Raw genomic sequence first — 16665 nt, forward strand, 5'->3', positions numbered from 1 at the left:
GATATTGCGCGGAGGTTGATCTAGGTGGCCACGCGGAACGGACCAAGGACCGAGCCCCGCACCCCGTTGAGCAGAGATCGGGTGCTCCGGGCCGCGGTCAAGGTCGCCGATGAAGGCGGCATCGAGTCGCTCACGATGCGTCGTCTCGCGGAAGAGCTCGGCGCCGAGGCGATGTCGCTCTACTACCACGTGGCCAAGAAGGAAGACGTCCTGGACGGCATCGTCGGCGTCATCGCCGGCGAGATCAACGAGGCGGTCGGCCGGATCGACGTGCCCTCCCAGGGTGCCGCCTGGAAAGCGGCCGTGCGGCAGCGGATCCTGACCGCCCGCCAGGTCTTCCTCCGCCACCCCTGGGCGCCGCGCGTCTTCGAGACCCGTACCGACGTTAGTCCGGCCGTCGTACAGTACTTCGACGCCCTGATCGGGCTCATGCGAGACGGTGGCTTCTCCAACGACCTGGCCCATCACGCGCTGCACGCCCTGGGGAGCCGGGCTCTGGGGTTCACCCAGGAGATGTTCGATCCGGGCGACGGGACCGGTGACGAATCCGCGGCCATGCTCGACGCCATGGCCGAGCAACTGCCCCACCTCGTCGGGATGCTGCGGGAGATCGCTCACGACGACCCCGACTCCACGCTGGGGTGGTGCGACGACCAGACCGAGTTCGAGTTCGGGCTGGATCTGATCCTCGACGGTCTCGACAGGATGCGCGAGACCGCCTGACCTCCTTCGTGCTCGCCGGTCGCCTCCGGCAGGCCCTTGACCGTCTTACGCCGTAAGAGTACCTTACGACGTACGTCTTACGTTGTACGAATCGGAGGCCCCTGTGATGAAGGCGATCGTCTTACGCACGTACGGCTCACCCGACGACCTGGCCGTCACCGAGATCGACAAGCCCGTGCCCGGCGACGACGAGGTACTGGTCCGGGTCCGTGCCACCTCCATACAGCCCTACGACTGGCACCACATGAGAGGCGAGCCGTACATCGCGCGCCTGATGCCCGGCAGCCTCGGGCTGCGCGGGCCGAAGATCCACATCCTGGGCGCCGACCTGGCGGGGCAGGTCGAGGCGGTCGGCAAGGACGTGACGGAGTTCAGCCCCGGCGACGAGGTCTTCGCGCAGTCCAACCAGGGCGGCTTCGCCGAATACGCGTGCGTCCGGGCGAGCGACCTGGCGCCGAAACCGAAGAACCTGTCGTTCGAGCAGGCGGCGGCGGTGCCGATGGCGGCCAACACCGCCCTGATGGGCCTGTGCGACCAGGGCCGCGTCCAGTCCGGGCAGAAGGTCCTCGTCAACGGGGCGTCGGGCGGGGTGGGGACGTTCGCCGTGCAGATCGCCCGAGCGCTCGGCGCGGAGGTCACCGCCGTCTGCGGCGCGCGGAACGTGGACCTGATCAAGTCGCTCGGCGCCACCGAGGTCATCGACTACACCACGGAGGACTTCACCCGGACCGGACAGCGTTACGACCTTCTGCTGGACATCGCGGGAAGCCGTTCAGGAGCGGCCTGCCGCCGGGTGCTGACCCCCAAGGGCACCCACGTCGCCATCGGCGGACCGCCCGGCCGATGGTTCCAGCCCGCCACTCACGTGTTCGCGGCGCTGGCGTTCGGGCCGTTCGTGTCCCAGACGATCGTCATGACGGACGTGGTCCACTGCCCGCAGAAGCGGCAGAATCTGCTGACGCTGACCCGGCTCATCGAGGACGGCGAGATCACTCCGATCATCGACCGCACTTACCCGTTCGAGGAGATCCCGGCGGCCGTCCGCTACCAGGAAGAGGGTCACGTCGTGGGGAAGGTCGTCATCACGGTCTGAACGAAAGGGCCGACGGCGGCCACCACGTGGCGCGCCGGGCCGGCGGCCCCCCGCTGCAAGGCAGGCCTCAGGCGCTCCGGGCCTTGGCGTAATCGGCGGCGCCGCCCGCGAAGTCGTACACCTCTACCTGCTCGTTCCCGACCACCCAGGCGTCGTGTCCGGGTGGGGCCACGAAGACCTCTCCTGGGCCGATCTCGGCCTCGGCGCCGTCGTCCATCCGGATGCGGAGCCGGCCGCGGACGACGAACCCGTTGTGGTGGACCTGGCACGAATCGGTGCCGACGATCGGCTTGATGGAGGCCGACCAGCGCCATCCGGGTTCGAACGTGGCCACACCGAAGCTCAGGCCTGTCAGGTTGCACACCTCGAAGTGGCCCATCGGGAAGTCCCGGCGCTCGTCGGGCTTGTCGATGCTCTTGACTTCGATCATGACGTCCCCCTTCGTCATCTTTCAGTCTCCCACTGGGCATTTCTCCGGACAACGCCGCCCAAGGGAACGCGCGCGAGGACGCATTACGTGGGCGGCCTCGGATTGAGCCGTCCGCGCACCGGGTAGGCGAGCGCCATGGAGATCACCCTTCGGGTCAACGGTTCGCGGCGGACCGTGGAGGTGGACCCGCGCGTCTCGCTGCTGGATCTGCTGCGCGAGCGGCTCGGACTGACCGGCTCGAAGAAGGGCTGCGATCACGGCCAGTGCGGCGCGTGCACCGTGCTGATCGACGGCCGGCGGGCCAACGCCTGCCTGGCGCTGGCCGTGGCGCAGGACGGATCGGACATCACGACCGTCGAGGGTCTGGCGGACGGCGACCGGCCGCACCCGCTCCAAGCCGCTTTCATCGAGCACGACGCCTTCCAATGCGGCTACTGCACCCCCGGCCAGCTCTGCTCGGCCGCCGGGATGCTGGCCGAGGGCGGGCCGAGCGCCGTCACCGAGGACATGGCCGCCGACCCCGCGCTGACGGCCGAGGAGATCCGCGAGCGGATGAGCGGCAACCTGTGCCGGTGCGGCGCCTACCCGAACATCGTCACCGCGATCGCGGAGGTGGCCCGATGAGATCCTTCGAGTACGCGCGGGCCGGCGACCCCGCCGACGCCGTGGCCAGGTTCCGGCCCGGCGCGATGTACCTGGGCGGCGGCACCAACCTCGTCGACCTCATGCGTCTCGGTGTGGCCGAGCCCGAGTTCCTGGTGGACGTGAGCCGGCTGCCGCTCGACCGGATCGAGCCCGACGGCGACGGGCTGCGTGTCGGCGCCGCCGTGCGCAACAGCGACCTCGGTGCCCACCCGCTGGTCCGCGAGCGCTACCCGATGCTGGCGCGGGCGGTGCTGGCCGGGGCGTCCGGGCAGATCCGCAACATGGCGACCGTGGGCGGCAACCTGCTGCAACGCACCCGCTGCCCGTACTTCCAGGACGTCTCCAAGCCGTGCAACAAGCGGCAGCCCGGATCCGGTTGCCCGGCGATCGCCGGCGACCACAGCAACCTCGCGATCTTCGGACATTCCTCCGCCTGCGTGGCCACCCACCCGTCCGACATGGCGGTGGCGCTGGCCGCGCTCGACGCCCGCGTGCACGTCACCGGGCCCGGCGGCGACCGGGTGATCCCGATGCCGGGGCTGCACCGGCTGCCCGGGGACGAGCCCGAGCGCGACACCGTGCTGGCGCCCGGCGAGCTGGTGACCGCCGTGCACCTGCCCGCCCCGCCACCGGGCGCCTCCCGCTACCGCAAGGTCCGCGAGCGCGCCTCGTTCGCGTTCGCGCTGGTCTCGATCGCCGCCGCACTCGACGTCGCGGAGGACGGGACCGTACGCGACTGCCGGATCGCGCTCGGCGCGGTGGCGCACGCGCCATGGCGGTGCGAGCGCGCCGAGCGGGCGCTGCGCGGCGCCCCGGCGGGCGAGGAGAGCTTCACCCGGGCCGCCGGGGCCGAACTGGAGCAGGCCCGCCCGCTGCCGCGCAACGCGCACAAGGTGCCACTGGTCCGCAACCTCATCGTCCTCACCCTGCTGGAGCTGGCACCATGACCCGGATCGAGGGGCACGACAAGGTCACCGGCCGCGCGACCTACTCGGCCGAATACCCGATCGAGGGCGTCACCTACGCCTACCCGGTCCAGGCCGGGATCGTCAGGGGCCGCATCACCTCGATCGACGCGGCAGGCGCGCTCGCCATGCCGGGCGCGCTGGCCGTCCTGTCCAGCGAGGACCCGCCCGAGCTGGCCCCCGACGCGGACCCGGAGCTCGCGCTGTTCCAGCGCCGCGAGGTCGCCTACCGGGGGCAGTTCGTCGCCGTGGTCGTCGCCGACACCTACGAGAACGCCCGCGCGGCGGCGCGGGAGGTGCGGGTCACCTACGAGGAGGACCCGCACGACGTACGGCTGCGCGGCGACCATCCCGGGCTCTACCGGCCGGAGAAGGTGAACCCGTTCTATCCGGCCGACACGGAGAAGGGCGACCTGGCGGCCGGGCTGGCCGCGGCGGCCGTCACCGTGGACGTGACGTACACGACCCCGGCCGTGCACAACAACCCGATGGAGCCGCACGCCACGCTCGCCGTCTGGAGCGGTGACGGCGACCTGACCGTCTACGACTCGACGCAGGGCGTGTCCGCCGCCCGCGCCATGATCGCCAAGACGCTCGGCCTGCCCGCCGAGCGGGTGCGCGTGGTCTGCCGCCACGTCGGCGGCGGCTTCGGGTCCAAGGGCACCATCCGCCCCGGCACCATGCTCGCCGTCCTGGCGGCGCGGGCCGTCGGGCGGCCGGTGAAGGTGGCGCTGACCCGGCAGCAGCTGTTCGACGTCACCGGCTACCGGACGCCGACGATCCAGCGGGTCCGGCTCGGCGCCGACGCCGACGGCCGCCTCACCGCCGTCGAGCACGAGGTCGCCGAGCAGAGCTCGACGCTGGTCGAGTTCGCCGAGCAGACCGCCACTCCGGCCAGGACCATGTACGAGACACCCGCGCTGCGCACGGCCCACCGGCTGGTCCGCCTCGACGTCGCCACCCCGTCGTGGATGCGCGCCCCGGGCGAATGCCCCGGCATGTACGCGCTGGAGTCGGCCATGGACGAGCTGGCCATCGCCGCCGGCCTGGACCCGGTCGAGCTGCGGGTGCTCAACGACCCGGAGACCGAGCCGGAGAGCGGCCGCCCGTTCAGCTCCCGCAACCTGGTGGCCTGCCTGCTGGAGGGCGCCCGCCGGTTCGGCTGGGAGGGGCGCGATCCGACCCCGGGCGTCCGCCGCCAGGGGCGCTGGCTCATCGGCACCGGCGTCGCCTCCTCCACCTACCCGGCCTACCGGCGCCCGTCCCAGGCCACCGCCACCGTCGAGAACGGCGGCTATGTCGTCCGCGTGGCCGCCGTCGACCTCGGCACCGGCGCCCGCACCGCGCTGACCAAGATCGCCGCGACCGCGCTCGGCGTCCCGCCCGACCAGGTGCGGATCGAGCTGGGCGACAGCGATCTGCCCCCCGCCCCGTTGGCCGGCGGCTCCATGGGCACCGCCTCCTGGGGCTCGGCCGTGGTGGCCGCCTGCGAGGAGGCGCTGCGTGACGGCAAGCACGGGGCCGCCGACACCACCGACGCCATCAAGGCGCAGCAGGACCTGGCCAGGCACGCCTTCGGCGCTCAGTTCGCCCGGGTACGGGTGGACATGGACACCGGCGAGATCCGCGTGTCGCACCTGCTGGGCATCTTCGCCGCCGGGCGGATCATCGACGAGCAGCTGGCCATGTCGCAGTTCGTCGGCGGCATGACGATGGGCGTGGGCATGGCGTTGATGGAGGAGAGCGTCATCGACGACGAGTTCGGCGGGTTCAGCAACCACGACTTCGCCCAGTACCACGTCCCGGTGTGCGCGGACATCGAGCGGATCGACGCGGCCTGGATCGAGGAGGACGACCGGCACCTCAACCCGATGGGCGCCAAGGGCATCGGCGAGATCGGCATCGTCGGCACCGCGGCCGCCATCGGCAACGCGGTCTATCACGCGACCGGCATCCGCGTCCGCGACCTGCCGATCACCCCTGCCCGCCTGCTCACGTGAAGCCGGCCCTACGCGAATTGATCGCGCTTCTGCATGAAATTTCCTGATCTAGGTAGATGAAGGCACATGGAACCGGACAGGGAAACTCAAAAGGAGCGGGCCGATCGCAATTTCGTGGAGCTGCTGCAGAGCGCACGGGTGGCGGTGACCGGCGTCCAGGTGCTGTTCGCGTTCCTGCTGACGGTCCCGTTCTCGCAGGGGTTCGACAAGTTGAGCCTGGCCGATCGGCGGCTGTTCTACGTTGCGCTGGTCAGTGCCGCGATCGCGTCGATCTGCTACATCGCCCCGGCCGCCCAGCACCGGGTGCTCTTCCGCCAAGGGTTGAAGGAGATGCTGGTCCGCCGCTCCAACATGTACGGCATCGCCGGGGCGCTGGCGCTGGCCGTCTCGATGACCGCGGCCACCATGCTGGTGGTCGACTACCTGTTCCACAGCACGGTGGCGTTGATCACGGCCGCCGTCATCGCCGCGCTGGCCGTGTGGACCTGGTTCGTGCAACCGGCGATGGACCGCTCGACCAAGGGGGACGACGACACGAGCTGACCCCGGCCGCGCGGGCGACCGGGGTCAGGCTGGAGGCGGGGTCAGATCTTCGGGCACATCTTCCCGTCACGCGGCGGCACCCGGGTGATCAGGTAGCGGTCGACGGAGGTGTTCACGCAGGCCGACCCGGTGCCGTAGGCGGTGTGGCCGTCGCCGTCGAAGCTCAGCAGCACTCCCGAGGACAGCTGGGCGGCCAGCGCCTTGGCCCACTTGTACGGCGTGGCGGGGTCGCGCAGGGTGCCGACCACGAGGATGGGCGGCGCGCCCTTGGCGTGGATGGCCTTGTTGACCGTCTTGCTCTTGACCGGCCAGAAGTCGCACGCGCTGGCCACGACCTTGCCGGAGCTGATCGCCTTGGCCTGGCGCACCGCGCGCCGCCAGGTCGGATGGTCGAGGCAGTCGATGGCGGCGTGCGCCTCCATCATGTTGGCGTAGGTCGCGTCGGGGCCGCGCTCGTTGTACTGGTCGGCGTACTGCAGCAGGAGCGTGCCGTCGCCCTTGAAGGCCGTGCCGAGCGCCTGCCGCAGGGCCGGCCACGACCGCTGGTCGTACAGGAGGCTGTAGAGGCCGGTGTAGACGAGCGCCTGCGTGGCCTGCCTGCCGTCGTAGGTGTTGACCAGCGGCGCCTTCTCGGTCCGGTCGTGCAGGGCGCGCATCTGCTTGGTGACCGCGGCGGCCGTGTGCTTCTTGAAGGGGCAGTCCTTGTGCGTGAAGCAGTCCCGCGCGAAGGACTCGAAGGCCACGCCGAAGCCGTCCTGCTGGCCCGCGCCGAACTCCGTCGCCGTCGTCGTGGGGTCCTCGGCGCCGTCGAGCACCATCGCGCGCACCCTGGCCGGGAACAGGTTCGCGTACGTGGCGCCGAGCAGGGTGCCGTACGAGAAGCCCAGGTAGGTCATGCGCGACTCGCCCAGACCGGCGCGCAGCACGTCCATGTCGCGCGCGGCGTTCGGCGTGCCCACGAAGGGCAGGAGCGCGCCGGAGTTGGCCTGGCACGCCTGCGCGAGCCGCGACTGCGCGTAGTTGTACATCTTCACCTCGGCCCGCGAGTCCGGGGTGTCGTCGACCGAGTGGTACCAGTCGGCCACCTGGGTGGACATGCAGCGCACGGGGGTGGAGGCGCCCACGCCGCGCGGATCGAAGCTGACCAGGTCGAACCGCGAGCGCAGGGCGGCGGTGAACTTCACCTTCGCGGCACCTCGCAGCAGGTCGACGCCCGCCCCGCCGGGGCCGCCGAAGTTGATCACCACGGAGCCCAGGCGCTTGCCGCCCTTCGCCGGCAGTTTGATCACGGCGATCTCGATCCGCTTGCCCGACGGCCTGGTGTAGTCGAGCGGCACCTTGAGCTTCGCGCACTGGAAACCCTGCTTGCAGGGGGTCCAGGCGAGCCGCTGGCCGTAGTAGGCGCTCAGGCCGGGCGGCGTGTCGGCCGTCCGCGGGGGCTGTGCCGTCGCGGGCCCGGCGGTGACCAGACCCGCGGAGAGCAGGCCGATGACTAACGGGGTGATGACCCCGAGAAGGCGTCGCATATCTCTGTCCTCGTCTGGCGGCCGAGTGGATATCGCTCAGTGACTCTCCGATGGTTGGGCCCGGTGGTTGCGAGGCTCTTGAAGACCGCTGGCCGAGCGCGTGAAAGCGTATTTGGAAAGTTTCTTTACTAGCGCGGATCACGTCCGTATGGTGAGGCCATGAGTCTGCGTACAGTGCTGGTCCTGGTGGCGGCGCTCGTCGCCACGTCGGTCTCCGCGTCCCCGGGCGCGCGCGCCGCCGCGCCCCTGAGCTTCGGCGGGGTGGTCCCCGCCCCGGTCAGCGCGACGCCCGCCGCCGGGGTCACCTACCGGATCACCTCGGCCACCAGCCTCTACAGCGACGTCCCCGCCGTCGGCGAGCAGCTCGCCCGGCAGCTGCGGCGCTCGACGGGCTACCCCGTGCCGATCGTCGCCGCGCCGCCGGCCGGCGGCATCTCGCTGCGGCTGGGCAGCGTGAGCGGCGGCGCGGAGGCTTACCGCCTCGACGTGACCGCCACCGGGATCACCGTGCTGGCCAACGGGGCCGCCGGGCTGTTCAACGGGGTGCAGACGCTGCGGCAGCTGCTGCCGTACGCGGCCGACAGCGCGAGCGTCCAGCCGGGACCGTGGCCCGTGCAGGGCGGGCGGATCACCGACGCGCCGCGCTACGCCTACCGCGGTGCCATGCTCGACGTCGCCCGCCACTTCTTCCCCCTGGCCGCCGTCCAGCGGTACATCGACCAGATCGCCCTCTACAAGATCAACTACCTGCACCTGCACCTCTCCGACGACCAGGGCTGGCGGACCGTCGTCGACTCATGGCCCAGGCTGGCCACCTACGGCGGCAGCACCGCCGTCGGCGGGGACCCGGGCGGCTACTACACCAAGGCCCAGTACCAGGAGCTCGTGGCCTACGCCGCGGCCCGCAACATCACGGTCGTGCCCGAGATCGACCTGCCCGGGCACACGAACGCCGCCCTGGCCTCGTACGCCGAGCTGAACTGCGACGGCGTCGCACCGCCCCTCTACACCGGCACCGACGTCGGCTTCAGCTCGCTGTGCACGTCGAAGGAGCTCACCTACACCTTCATCGACCAGGTGCTCGGCGAGCTGGCCGCGCTCACTCCCGGCCCCTACCTGCACCTCGGCGGCGACGAGGCCAGCTCCACCAAGCCGGCCGACTACGCCGCGTTCATGAACCGGGCGCAGGCCATCGCGGCCGCGCACGGCAAGACCGTCATCGGCTGGCACGACATCGTCAAGGCGACGCCGCTGCCTTCCACGGTCGCCCAGTACTGGGGCACCACGCCGGACGACAGCGCCGTCGCGGGCGCCGGGCGGAAGGTCATCATGTCCCCGGCCAGCCGCGCCTACCTCGACATGAAGTACAACCGGCGCACCCCGCTCGGCCAGGACTGGGCCGGGCTGATCGAGGTCAAGGACGCCTACGGCTGGAACCCCGGCGCCTACCTGACCGGCCTGCCGGCCCAGCAGGTCCTGGGCGTGGAGGCGCCGCTGTGGACCGAGACGATCAGGACGCCGGCCGACATCGAGTACATGGCCTTCCCGCGCCTGCCCGCCATCGCCGAGCTGGGCTGGTCCCCGTACGCCAAGCACGACTGGACCGCCTTCAAGCAGCGGCTCGGCGCGCAGGGGCCGCGCTGGCGCGTCCTGGGCGTGAACTACTACCACTCCGGGCAGATCACCTGGCCTGCCGGTTCCTGAACCGACCGGTGGTCCTGTACGACGTCACCGCTCGGCGGTCTCGTCGAGCTGGTGGGCCCACGGCGGGTTGGCCCCCGCGACCGAGCACGTCAGCGCCGCCACCCGGGCCGCGAAGGCGGCGGCGTCGGCGGCCGTCTCCAGGTCCAGCCCGTCCAGCCGGCCGCCGAGCAGCCCCCGCACGCCCAGCCGGTGCAGCAGCCCGGCGGTGAAGGAGTCGCCGGCCCCCACGGTGTCGACGACCTTGACCTGTGGCGCCCGTACCGTCGCGCGCTTCCCGTCCAGTGACACCAGTGCGCCGTCCGCGCCCCGGGTGATCACGATGAGCCTGGCCCCGGCCGCGTGCCAGGCGTCGCAGGCACGTTCCAACGGCTGGTCCGGCATCAGGAAGGACAGGTCGTCGTCGCTGAGCTTGAGGATGTCGGCCACCGCGCACCAGCGCTCCACCGGGTAGGCGTCCCGGCCGGCCAGGCTGGGCCGTACGTTCGGATCGATCGAGACCGTCGCGTGCGCGCGGGCGTCCGCCGCGAACGACTCCACCGCGGCGCTGCCCGGCCGCCTGACCAGGGCGAGAGACCCCGTGTGCAGGCAGGACCACCCGCTCGGGTCGACGGCGGCGAGCTCTTCGGCCGTCCACTGCCAGTCCGCGGTGCCCTCGGCGTGGAAGGTGTAGGCCGCCTGACCCCGCTCGTCGAGCGAGGCCACCGCCAGCGTGCTCGGCTCGGCGGCCGGCACGCAGGCCGACAGGTCCACCCCGGAGGAGGCGAGGTGCTCGCGGAACAGCTCGCCGAACACGTCGCCCGACACGCGCCCCAGGAACCGCGTCGAGGTGCCGAGCCGGGCCAGAGCCACCGCCGTGTTCGCGGGTCCGCCGCCCGGCAGCACCCGGAGCTCCAGCTCGCCGGGGCGCCGGTCGGCGAAGGCGTCCGCGACGCATTCGCCCAGGACAGCGATCATCAGGGCCAACCTTTCAGCCATGTTTGCAGATTTGTTACACCGCGGGGGCATTGACGTTTCTAGAAACGGAGTCCATCATCGCAGCACGGCGAATGTCAACGTTGACATATGTCAACGATGACATTGAATCATCCCTGATAGGAAGCCACCATGATTGCTAGGCTCTCGGCCGGACTTCTGGCCGCCGCGCTCCTCGTCACAGGCTGTGGCGGCAACGAGCAGAAGGCCTCCACCAGCACCAACAAGGTCGGTCTGATCACGAAGACGGAGACCAACCCGTTCTTCGTCAAGATGAAGGAAGGCGCGCAGCAGGCCGCCAAGACGTCGGGTCTGGAGCTGATGACCGCGGCGGGCAAGTTCGACGGCGACAACGCCTCCCAGATCACCGCCATCGAGAACATGGTCGCGGCCGGGGTGAAGGGCATCCTCATCACGCCCAGCGACACCAAGGCGATCGTGCCCGCGATCAAGAAGGCCAGGGACGCCGGCGTCGTGGTGATCGCGCTGGACACGCCGACGGACCCGCAGGACGCCACCGACGCGCTGTTCGCCACCGACAACCTCAAGGCGGGCGAGCTGATCGGCCAGTACGCCAAGGGCGCCATGGCCGGCAAGACCGCCAAGATCGCCACGCTGGACCTGGCGCCCGGCATCACGGTCGGCCAGCTGCGCCACGACGGCTTCCTCAAGGGCTTCGGCATCGCCAACGGCGACCCGTCCATCGCCTGCTCCCAGGACACCCGCGGCGACCAGTCCAAGGGCCAGGAGGCGATGGAGAACTGCCTGCAGAAGGCGCCCGACATCAACCTCGTCTACACCATCAACGAGCCCGCCGCGCTCGGCGCCTACACCGCGCTCAAGGCCAAGGGCCGCGAGAAGGAGGTGCTGATCGTCTCGGTGGACGGCGGCTGCACCGGCGTCAAGGCCGTCAAGAGCGGGCAGATCGCCGCGACCTCGCAGCAGTACCCGCTGAAGATGGCCGAGGACGGCGTCAAGGCCGTCGCCGATTTCGCCAAGGGCGGGGCCAAGCCCAAGGGCTACATCGACACCGGCGTCACGCTGATCACCGACAAGGCCGTTCCGGGAGTGGAGTCCAAGGACACCACCTTCGGCCTGGCCAACTGCTGGGGCTGACATGGCCGTCATGGAAGCGACGCTGCCGCGCCGCATCATCACCACACCGACGGCGGGACCGCTGGCCGCGCTCGTGCTGGCCTGCGTGTTCTTCGCGGTCAACAGCGACCAGTTCCTCACCGGCGGCAACTTCTCGCTGATCATCCAGCAGGTGATGGTCGTCGGCACACTCGCCATCGGCCAGACGCTCATCATCCTGACCGCCGGCATCGACCTGTCCAACGGCGCGATCATGGCGTTCGGCGGCATCGTGATGACCAAGCTGGCCGTCGGCAGCGGCCTGCCCCCGCTGCTCGCGGTCGCCGCCGGACTCGCCGTCTGCGCCGCGTTCGGGCTGGCGAACGGGCTGCTGGTGACCCGGATCTCGCTGCCGCCGTTCATCGTCACGCTGGGCATGCTGAACGTGGTGTTCGCGCTGACCCACATCTACTCCGAGGACCAGACGGTCACCGACCTCCCGAGCGCGCTGACTTTCCTGGGGCAGACGTTCCGGGTCGGCGGCACGAACGTCACCTACGGGTCGCTGCTCACGATCCTGCTGTTCCTGCTCTTCGCCTACCTGCTGGGGTACACCGCGTGGGGCCGCCACGTGTACGCGCTCGGCAACAGTCAGGAGGTCGCGCGGCTGACCGGCATCCGCACGCAGCGGCTGACCGTCGGCGTCTACACCGTCGCCGGCCTCGTGTACGGCATCGCCGCCCTGCTGCTCGTCTCCAGGACCGGCGTGGGCGACCCGCAGGCCGGCCAGACGGACAACCTCGACAGCATCACCGCGGTCGTACTCGGCGGGACCAGCCTGTTCGGCGGCCGGGGCCTGGTGCTCGGCACGCTGATCGGCGCGCTCATCGTGGGGGTCTTCCGTAACGGCCTGCAGCTCATGGGCGTACCGTCGATTTACCAGACGCTCATCACCGGCATCCTGGTGATCCTCGCCGTCGCCGTCGACCAGCTCTCCCGGAGGAGGACCCGATGACCCCCGTGCTCCAGGCCCGTGGCCTGGTCAAACGATACGGCCACGTGGTCGCGCTCGACGGCGCCGACTTCGACCTGATGCCCGGCGAGGTGCTCGCCGTCATCGGCGACAACGGCGCCGGCAAGACCAGCCTGATCAAGGCGCTGACCGGCGCGCTGCAGCCGGACGAGGGCCAGATCCTGCTCGACGGCAAGCCCGTCCGCATCCGCGACCCCCTGGAGGCGCGCCGGCTCGGCATCGAGACCGTCTACCAGGAGCTCGCCGTCGCGGCCTCGCTCGACATCTCGACGAACATGTTCCTCGGCCGCGAGCTCCGCAAGCCAGGACCGCTCGGCTCGATCTTCCGGATGCTCGACAAGAAGCGGATGCGCGAGGAGTCGGCCAAGCACATGGCCGACCTGAAGATCGGCCTGCGCTCGCTCACCCAGCCCGTCGAGTCGCTGTCCGGCGGCCAGCGGCAGGGCGTGGCCGTGGCCAGGGCCGTGGCGTGGGCCTCCCACGTCGTGGTCATGGACGAGCCGACCGCCGCACTCGGCGTCAAGGAGTCGGGGCAGGTGCTGGACATGATCAAGCGGGTCCGCGACCGCGGCATGCCCGTCGTCCTGATCAGTCACAACATGCCGCACGTCTTCGAGATCGCCGACCGCATCCACGTCCAGCGGCTGGGCCGCCGCGTCGCCCAGATCAAGCCGGGCGACCACAGCATGGCCGAGGTCGTCGCCATCATGACCGGTGCACTCCAGGTGTCGGAGGGCAAGTCGGTCGTGACGGACAAGGACGCGGCGGAGGCGATCGGCCTCTAGCATGGTCGAAATGCGGCGTCCCACCATGACAGACGTGGCCCGTGAGGTGGGCGTGACCGCCAAGACCGTCTCACGGGTGCTCAACGATGACGGACCCGTGGCCATCGAGACGCGTGAACGTGTCATGGCCGCGGTCCGCAAGCTGGGCTACCAGCCCAACCTGATGGCGCGCAACATGCGGGTCGGCGCCAGGGACGCCGCGATCGGGCTGGTCATCCCCGAGATGGGCAACCCGTTCTTCGGCACGGTGGCGGGCGGCATCGAGAGCGCCGTCCGGGCCCGCGGCCTGACCCTCATCGTCGGCTCCTCCAGCGAGACCGCCGAGCTGGAGCAGTCCCTGATCGCCACCTTCCTGGCCCGGCGGGTCAGCGCCCTCATCGTGGTCCCCTCGGCCGGCAGCGACCACCGCTATCTGCGCACGGAGCGGATCGCCGGCCTGCCCATCGTCTTCCTCGACCGCCCGGCCGTCGGCCTGACGGCCGACAGCGTGGTCAGCGGCAACCGGGCCGGCGCGCAGGCCGGCATCGAGCACCTGATCGGGTACGGCCACCGCCGGATCGGCTTCATCGGTGACCTGCCCGCCACCCTCTACACCCGCCGCGAACGCTTCCAGGGCTATCGCGACGCCCTGGAGGGGGCGGGCCTGCCGTTCGACCGCGCCCTGGTGGAGACGGGCCACGACCAGGAGGCGGCCCGCGCGGCCACCCTGCGCCTGCTCGCCCTCGACCGCCCGCCCACGGCCCTGTTCGCGGCCAACAACCTGGCCTCCATGGGGGCGGTGGTCGCCCTGGCCCGGGCGGGGCGGCGGGACGTGGCGCTGGTGGGGTTCGACGACCTGCCACTGGCGGAGGTCCTGGACCCGCCGCTCACCGTCGTGGCGCAGGATCCGGCGGCGATCGGGGAGGTGGCGGCGGAGCTGGTGCTGTCGCGCCTGGACGGCGACCGCTCCCGCGCCCGGCGATCGCTGGTGCCCACCCGGCTGATCGTCCGGGGGTCGGGGGAACTGCCGGCGCTCTCCTGAGCTGGATCCTGGTTGCTCGAGCGGTCGACCCGATCTCGGAGCCTCGCGCTTGCCAAGCCGGTGATGGCCTTGGAGCATCTCCTTGTCGAGGCGTGCGACGTTCCGGGAGAGCTCTGTGGAAGTGGACGATCTTTTAGAGCCGGAACTCGCCCTCTGGGAGGCGTTTCCCGCGGCGCGCCCCATAGATCTTCCCGGCACCTCCGTTCGGGCCGCGATCATCGCGAAGCTGCTGCTCGGCGCCCAGGAACGCCTCCCAGGACAGACGCCCGGCCTGCATCTGTCCAGGGCCCGGATCACCGGCCGGCTGGACCTGTCGTACGCCGAGGTTCACCACCCTCTGATCTTGACTCAGTGTGTGTTCGAGGAAGCACCGGTCTTCACCGGAGCCCGTACCGGCCTGGTCGACCTCGGGGCGTCCCGGCTGCCCGGGCTCCAGGCCGCGGACGCCGTGATCGGCGGGGGCATGCGCCTGGAAGGATGCCTCATCGATGGCCCGACGCTGTTCGGTGGAGCGCACGTGTCCGGGACGATGGATCTCAGTGGCACGGTGGTCCACGCGGATCCGGCCATCCTGGCCGACGGCCTGATCGTCGACCGGGATCTGCTGTGTGCCAACGCCGTCATCGACGGTGAGATACGCGTCGCGGGCGCCAGGATCGCCGGGACGATGACCCTCGATGGCGCGCGGGTCGGGCGGTCAGGCGGCCACGGCCTCACCGCCGAGGGGATCGTCATCGACGGCGGGTTGTCGTGCCGTGGCGGCTTCCTCTCCTACGGCGAGCTGAGTCTGCAGGATGCCCGCGTAGGACGCCGATGCGTGTTCAGCGGAGCCCGGCTGGCCAACCCCGGCGGCATCGCCCTGAACGCGGAAAGGCTCGTCGTCGAGGGTCGCCTGCTCATCGATGAGGGCTTCGCCGCCGAAGGAGAAGTACTCCTGCGCGGAGCGCACGTGGCCGGTTCGCTCTCCTTCGCTCACGCGACCCTCGCCAATCCGGGAGGACACGCGTTGAACGCGCCGTTGATGGAACTCGGCAGCGGGCTACGAGCCACACCGGGCTTCGTGGCGACCGGACAGATCTTCCTGGACTCGACGCAGGTTCGCGGCTCGGTCAACATCGACGGCGGAAGACTGTCCAATCCAGGTGGGACGGCACTTTCCATGCGGCGGCTTGGGGTCAGCGGCAGGCTCAGCTGTAGCGAGGGCTTCAGCGCCGACGGGGAGATCGTGCTCATCAACGCCAGGGTGGAGGGCAACATGGAGTTTCACCGCGCCGCCCTCAGCAATCCCGGGGGACGGGTGCTGGCCCTGTGGGAGGTGATCACGGGCGGTGGCATCGACTGCTGCGAAGGCTTCACGGCCAAGGGAACCCTCTCGATCAGAGGTTCCCGGATCGCCGCCACACTGTGCTTCGCGGAGACCACCATCGACGGTGACCTCCACCTACGCGGCGTCGAAGCGGCTTCGCTGAAGATCGGGCCGCAGACGGCGCTGCTCGGCGCCGTCGACCTTCGACACACCCGAGTCGGCGTGCTCGATGACGTACCCGGCCAGTGGCCCGCTCACCTGCTGATGAACGGCTTCACCTATGACAGCCTGGAAGCTCCCCTGCCTGTCCAGGAGCGCCTTGACTGGCTGGCCAAGGAGGCATACCAGCCTCAACCGTACGAACAGCTGGCAGCCGTCTACCGCGGACACGGTCACGACGAGGCCGCGCGCGACGTACTGCTGGCCAAACAGCGCCGCCGCCGGGCGGGACAACGGCTCGGAGCGCGGCTTTGGGGGTACCTGCAGGACTGGACCGTCGGGTACGGCTATCGCCCGTTCCGCGCCGCGCTCTGGCTCGCGGCCCTTCTCCTGATGGGCATGCTCGTCTTCACCGTCCACCCGCCACCGGCCCTCAAGCCGGGCGAGGCGCCTGACTTCAACGCCTTCCTCTACGCCCTGGACCTGCTTCTCCCGATCATCGGCTTCGGGCAGGAGACCGCCTTCCGCCCGCGCGGCCCGCAGCAATGGCTCGCCGCCACGATGATCACCGCGGGGTGGATCCTCGCGACGACCATCGTGGCAGGTCTCACCCGCGCACTATCTCGTCAATGACCTCAGTTGGCAGCGTCCACGTCGGCACCCTCAGCAGCCGCCCATCGGCGGGG

General features: G+C 70.5%; 15 protein-coding genes. 12 read left to right on the forward strand and 3 right to left on the reverse strand.

The features are described from left to right. The first annotated feature begins 81 nt into the window (after positions 1-81). Positions 82-723 carry a TetR/AcrR family transcriptional regulator gene (locus tag LDL49_RS35255; protein ID WP_225297737.1) on the forward strand — a complete coding sequence of 214 codons (642 nt, stop codon included), beginning with the start codon at positions 82-84 and terminating at the stop codon, positions 721-723. 106 nt (positions 724-829) lie between these two features. Then, positions 830-1816, forward strand: a complete 987-nt coding sequence (locus LDL49_RS35260) for an NAD(P)-dependent alcohol dehydrogenase (protein WP_225297740.1) — start codon at positions 830-832, stop codon at positions 1814-1816. Positions 1817-1883: 67 nt separating this feature from the next. Here the strand turns inward: LDL49_RS35260 and LDL49_RS35265 are convergent, their stop codons facing one another. After that, positions 1884-2246: a cupin domain-containing protein gene (locus LDL49_RS35265; protein ID WP_225297742.1), complete on the reverse strand. Its 363-nt coding sequence runs from the start codon at positions 2244-2246 to the stop codon at positions 1884-1886. Positions 2247-2381: 135 nt separating this feature from the next. Here LDL49_RS35265 and LDL49_RS35270 point away from each other — a divergent pair, with 135 nt between their 5' ends. The 4 genes from LDL49_RS35270 to LDL49_RS35285 all read left to right on the forward strand — a co-directional run bounded on the left by LDL49_RS35270 (position 2382) and on the right by LDL49_RS35285 (position 6399). Next, positions 2382-2870: a (2Fe-2S)-binding protein gene (locus LDL49_RS35270; RefSeq protein ID WP_225297744.1), complete on the forward strand. Its 489-nt coding sequence runs from the start codon at positions 2382-2384 to the stop codon at positions 2868-2870. After that, entirely contained in the window at positions 2867-3838 is a 972-nt protein-coding gene (locus LDL49_RS35275) for an FAD binding domain-containing protein (RefSeq protein ID WP_225297746.1), read from the forward strand. Before LDL49_RS35270 ends, LDL49_RS35275 begins: the two co-directional genes overlap by 4 nt. Further along, entirely contained in the window at positions 3835-5856 is a 2022-nt protein-coding gene (locus LDL49_RS35280) for a xanthine dehydrogenase family protein molybdopterin-binding subunit (protein WP_225297748.1), read from the forward strand. The genes LDL49_RS35275 and LDL49_RS35280 overlap by 4 nt, the downstream gene beginning before the upstream one ends. A 66-nt stretch (positions 5857-5922) precedes the next feature. Further along, entirely contained in the window at positions 5923-6399 is a 477-nt protein-coding gene (locus LDL49_RS35285; protein WP_225297751.1) for a DUF6328 family protein, read from the forward strand. 41 nt (positions 6400-6440) lie between these two features. On the opposite strand, the gene LDL49_RS35290 is transcribed toward LDL49_RS35285, so the two are convergent. Next, complete coding sequence (locus LDL49_RS35290; RefSeq protein WP_225297753.1) at positions 6441-7925, reverse strand: alpha/beta hydrolase; 1485 nt, start codon at positions 7923-7925, stop codon at positions 6441-6443. Between the two features lie 159 nt (positions 7926-8084). Here LDL49_RS35290 and LDL49_RS35295 point away from each other — a divergent pair, with 159 nt between their 5' ends. Next, positions 8085-9629, forward strand: coding sequence for a beta-N-acetylhexosaminidase (locus LDL49_RS35295; protein WP_225297755.1), 1545 nt, complete (start codon positions 8085-8087; stop codon positions 9627-9629). Positions 9630-9653: 24 nt separating this feature from the next. Here the strand turns inward: LDL49_RS35295 and LDL49_RS35300 are convergent, their stop codons facing one another. Then, on the reverse strand, positions 9654-10583 hold the full coding sequence (locus LDL49_RS35300) for a carbohydrate kinase family protein (protein WP_225297757.1): 930 nt from the start codon (positions 10581-10583) through the stop codon (positions 9654-9656). 150 nt (positions 10584-10733) lie between these two features. Between LDL49_RS35300 and LDL49_RS35305 the strand changes: the two genes are divergently transcribed. From LDL49_RS35305 to LDL49_RS35325, 5 genes are all read left to right on the forward strand, one after another. Continuing rightward, on the forward strand, positions 10734-11717 hold the full coding sequence (locus tag LDL49_RS35305) for a sugar ABC transporter substrate-binding protein (protein WP_225297759.1): 984 nt from the start codon (positions 10734-10736) through the stop codon (positions 11715-11717). A 10-nt stretch (positions 11718-11727) separates the two neighbouring features. Continuing rightward, positions 11728-12690: an ABC transporter permease gene (locus LDL49_RS35310; RefSeq protein ID WP_225297761.1), complete on the forward strand. Its 963-nt coding sequence runs from the start codon at positions 11728-11730 to the stop codon at positions 12688-12690. Beyond that, the gene (locus LDL49_RS35315; protein WP_225297763.1) at positions 12687-13493 is read left to right on the forward strand and encodes an ATP-binding cassette domain-containing protein; all 807 of its coding nucleotides are present in this window, start codon (positions 12687-12689) and stop codon (positions 13491-13493) included. Before LDL49_RS35310 ends, LDL49_RS35315 begins: the two co-directional genes overlap by 4 nt. A gap of 10 nt (positions 13494-13503) precedes the next feature. Beyond that, on the forward strand, positions 13504-14514 hold the full coding sequence (locus tag LDL49_RS35320; RefSeq protein WP_225297765.1) for a LacI family DNA-binding transcriptional regulator: 1011 nt from the start codon (positions 13504-13506) through the stop codon (positions 14512-14514). Positions 14515-14629: 115 nt separating this feature from the next. Continuing rightward, positions 14630-16612: a hypothetical protein gene (locus tag LDL49_RS35325; protein ID WP_225297767.1), complete on the forward strand. Its 1983-nt coding sequence runs from the start codon at positions 14630-14632 to the stop codon at positions 16610-16612. The last annotated feature ends 53 nt before the right edge of the window (positions 16613-16665 follow it).

It is taken from the genome of Nonomuraea aurantiaca (assembly GCF_020215705.1).
GTDB lineage: Bacteria > Actinomycetota > Actinomycetes > Streptosporangiales > Streptosporangiaceae > Nonomuraea > Nonomuraea aurantiaca.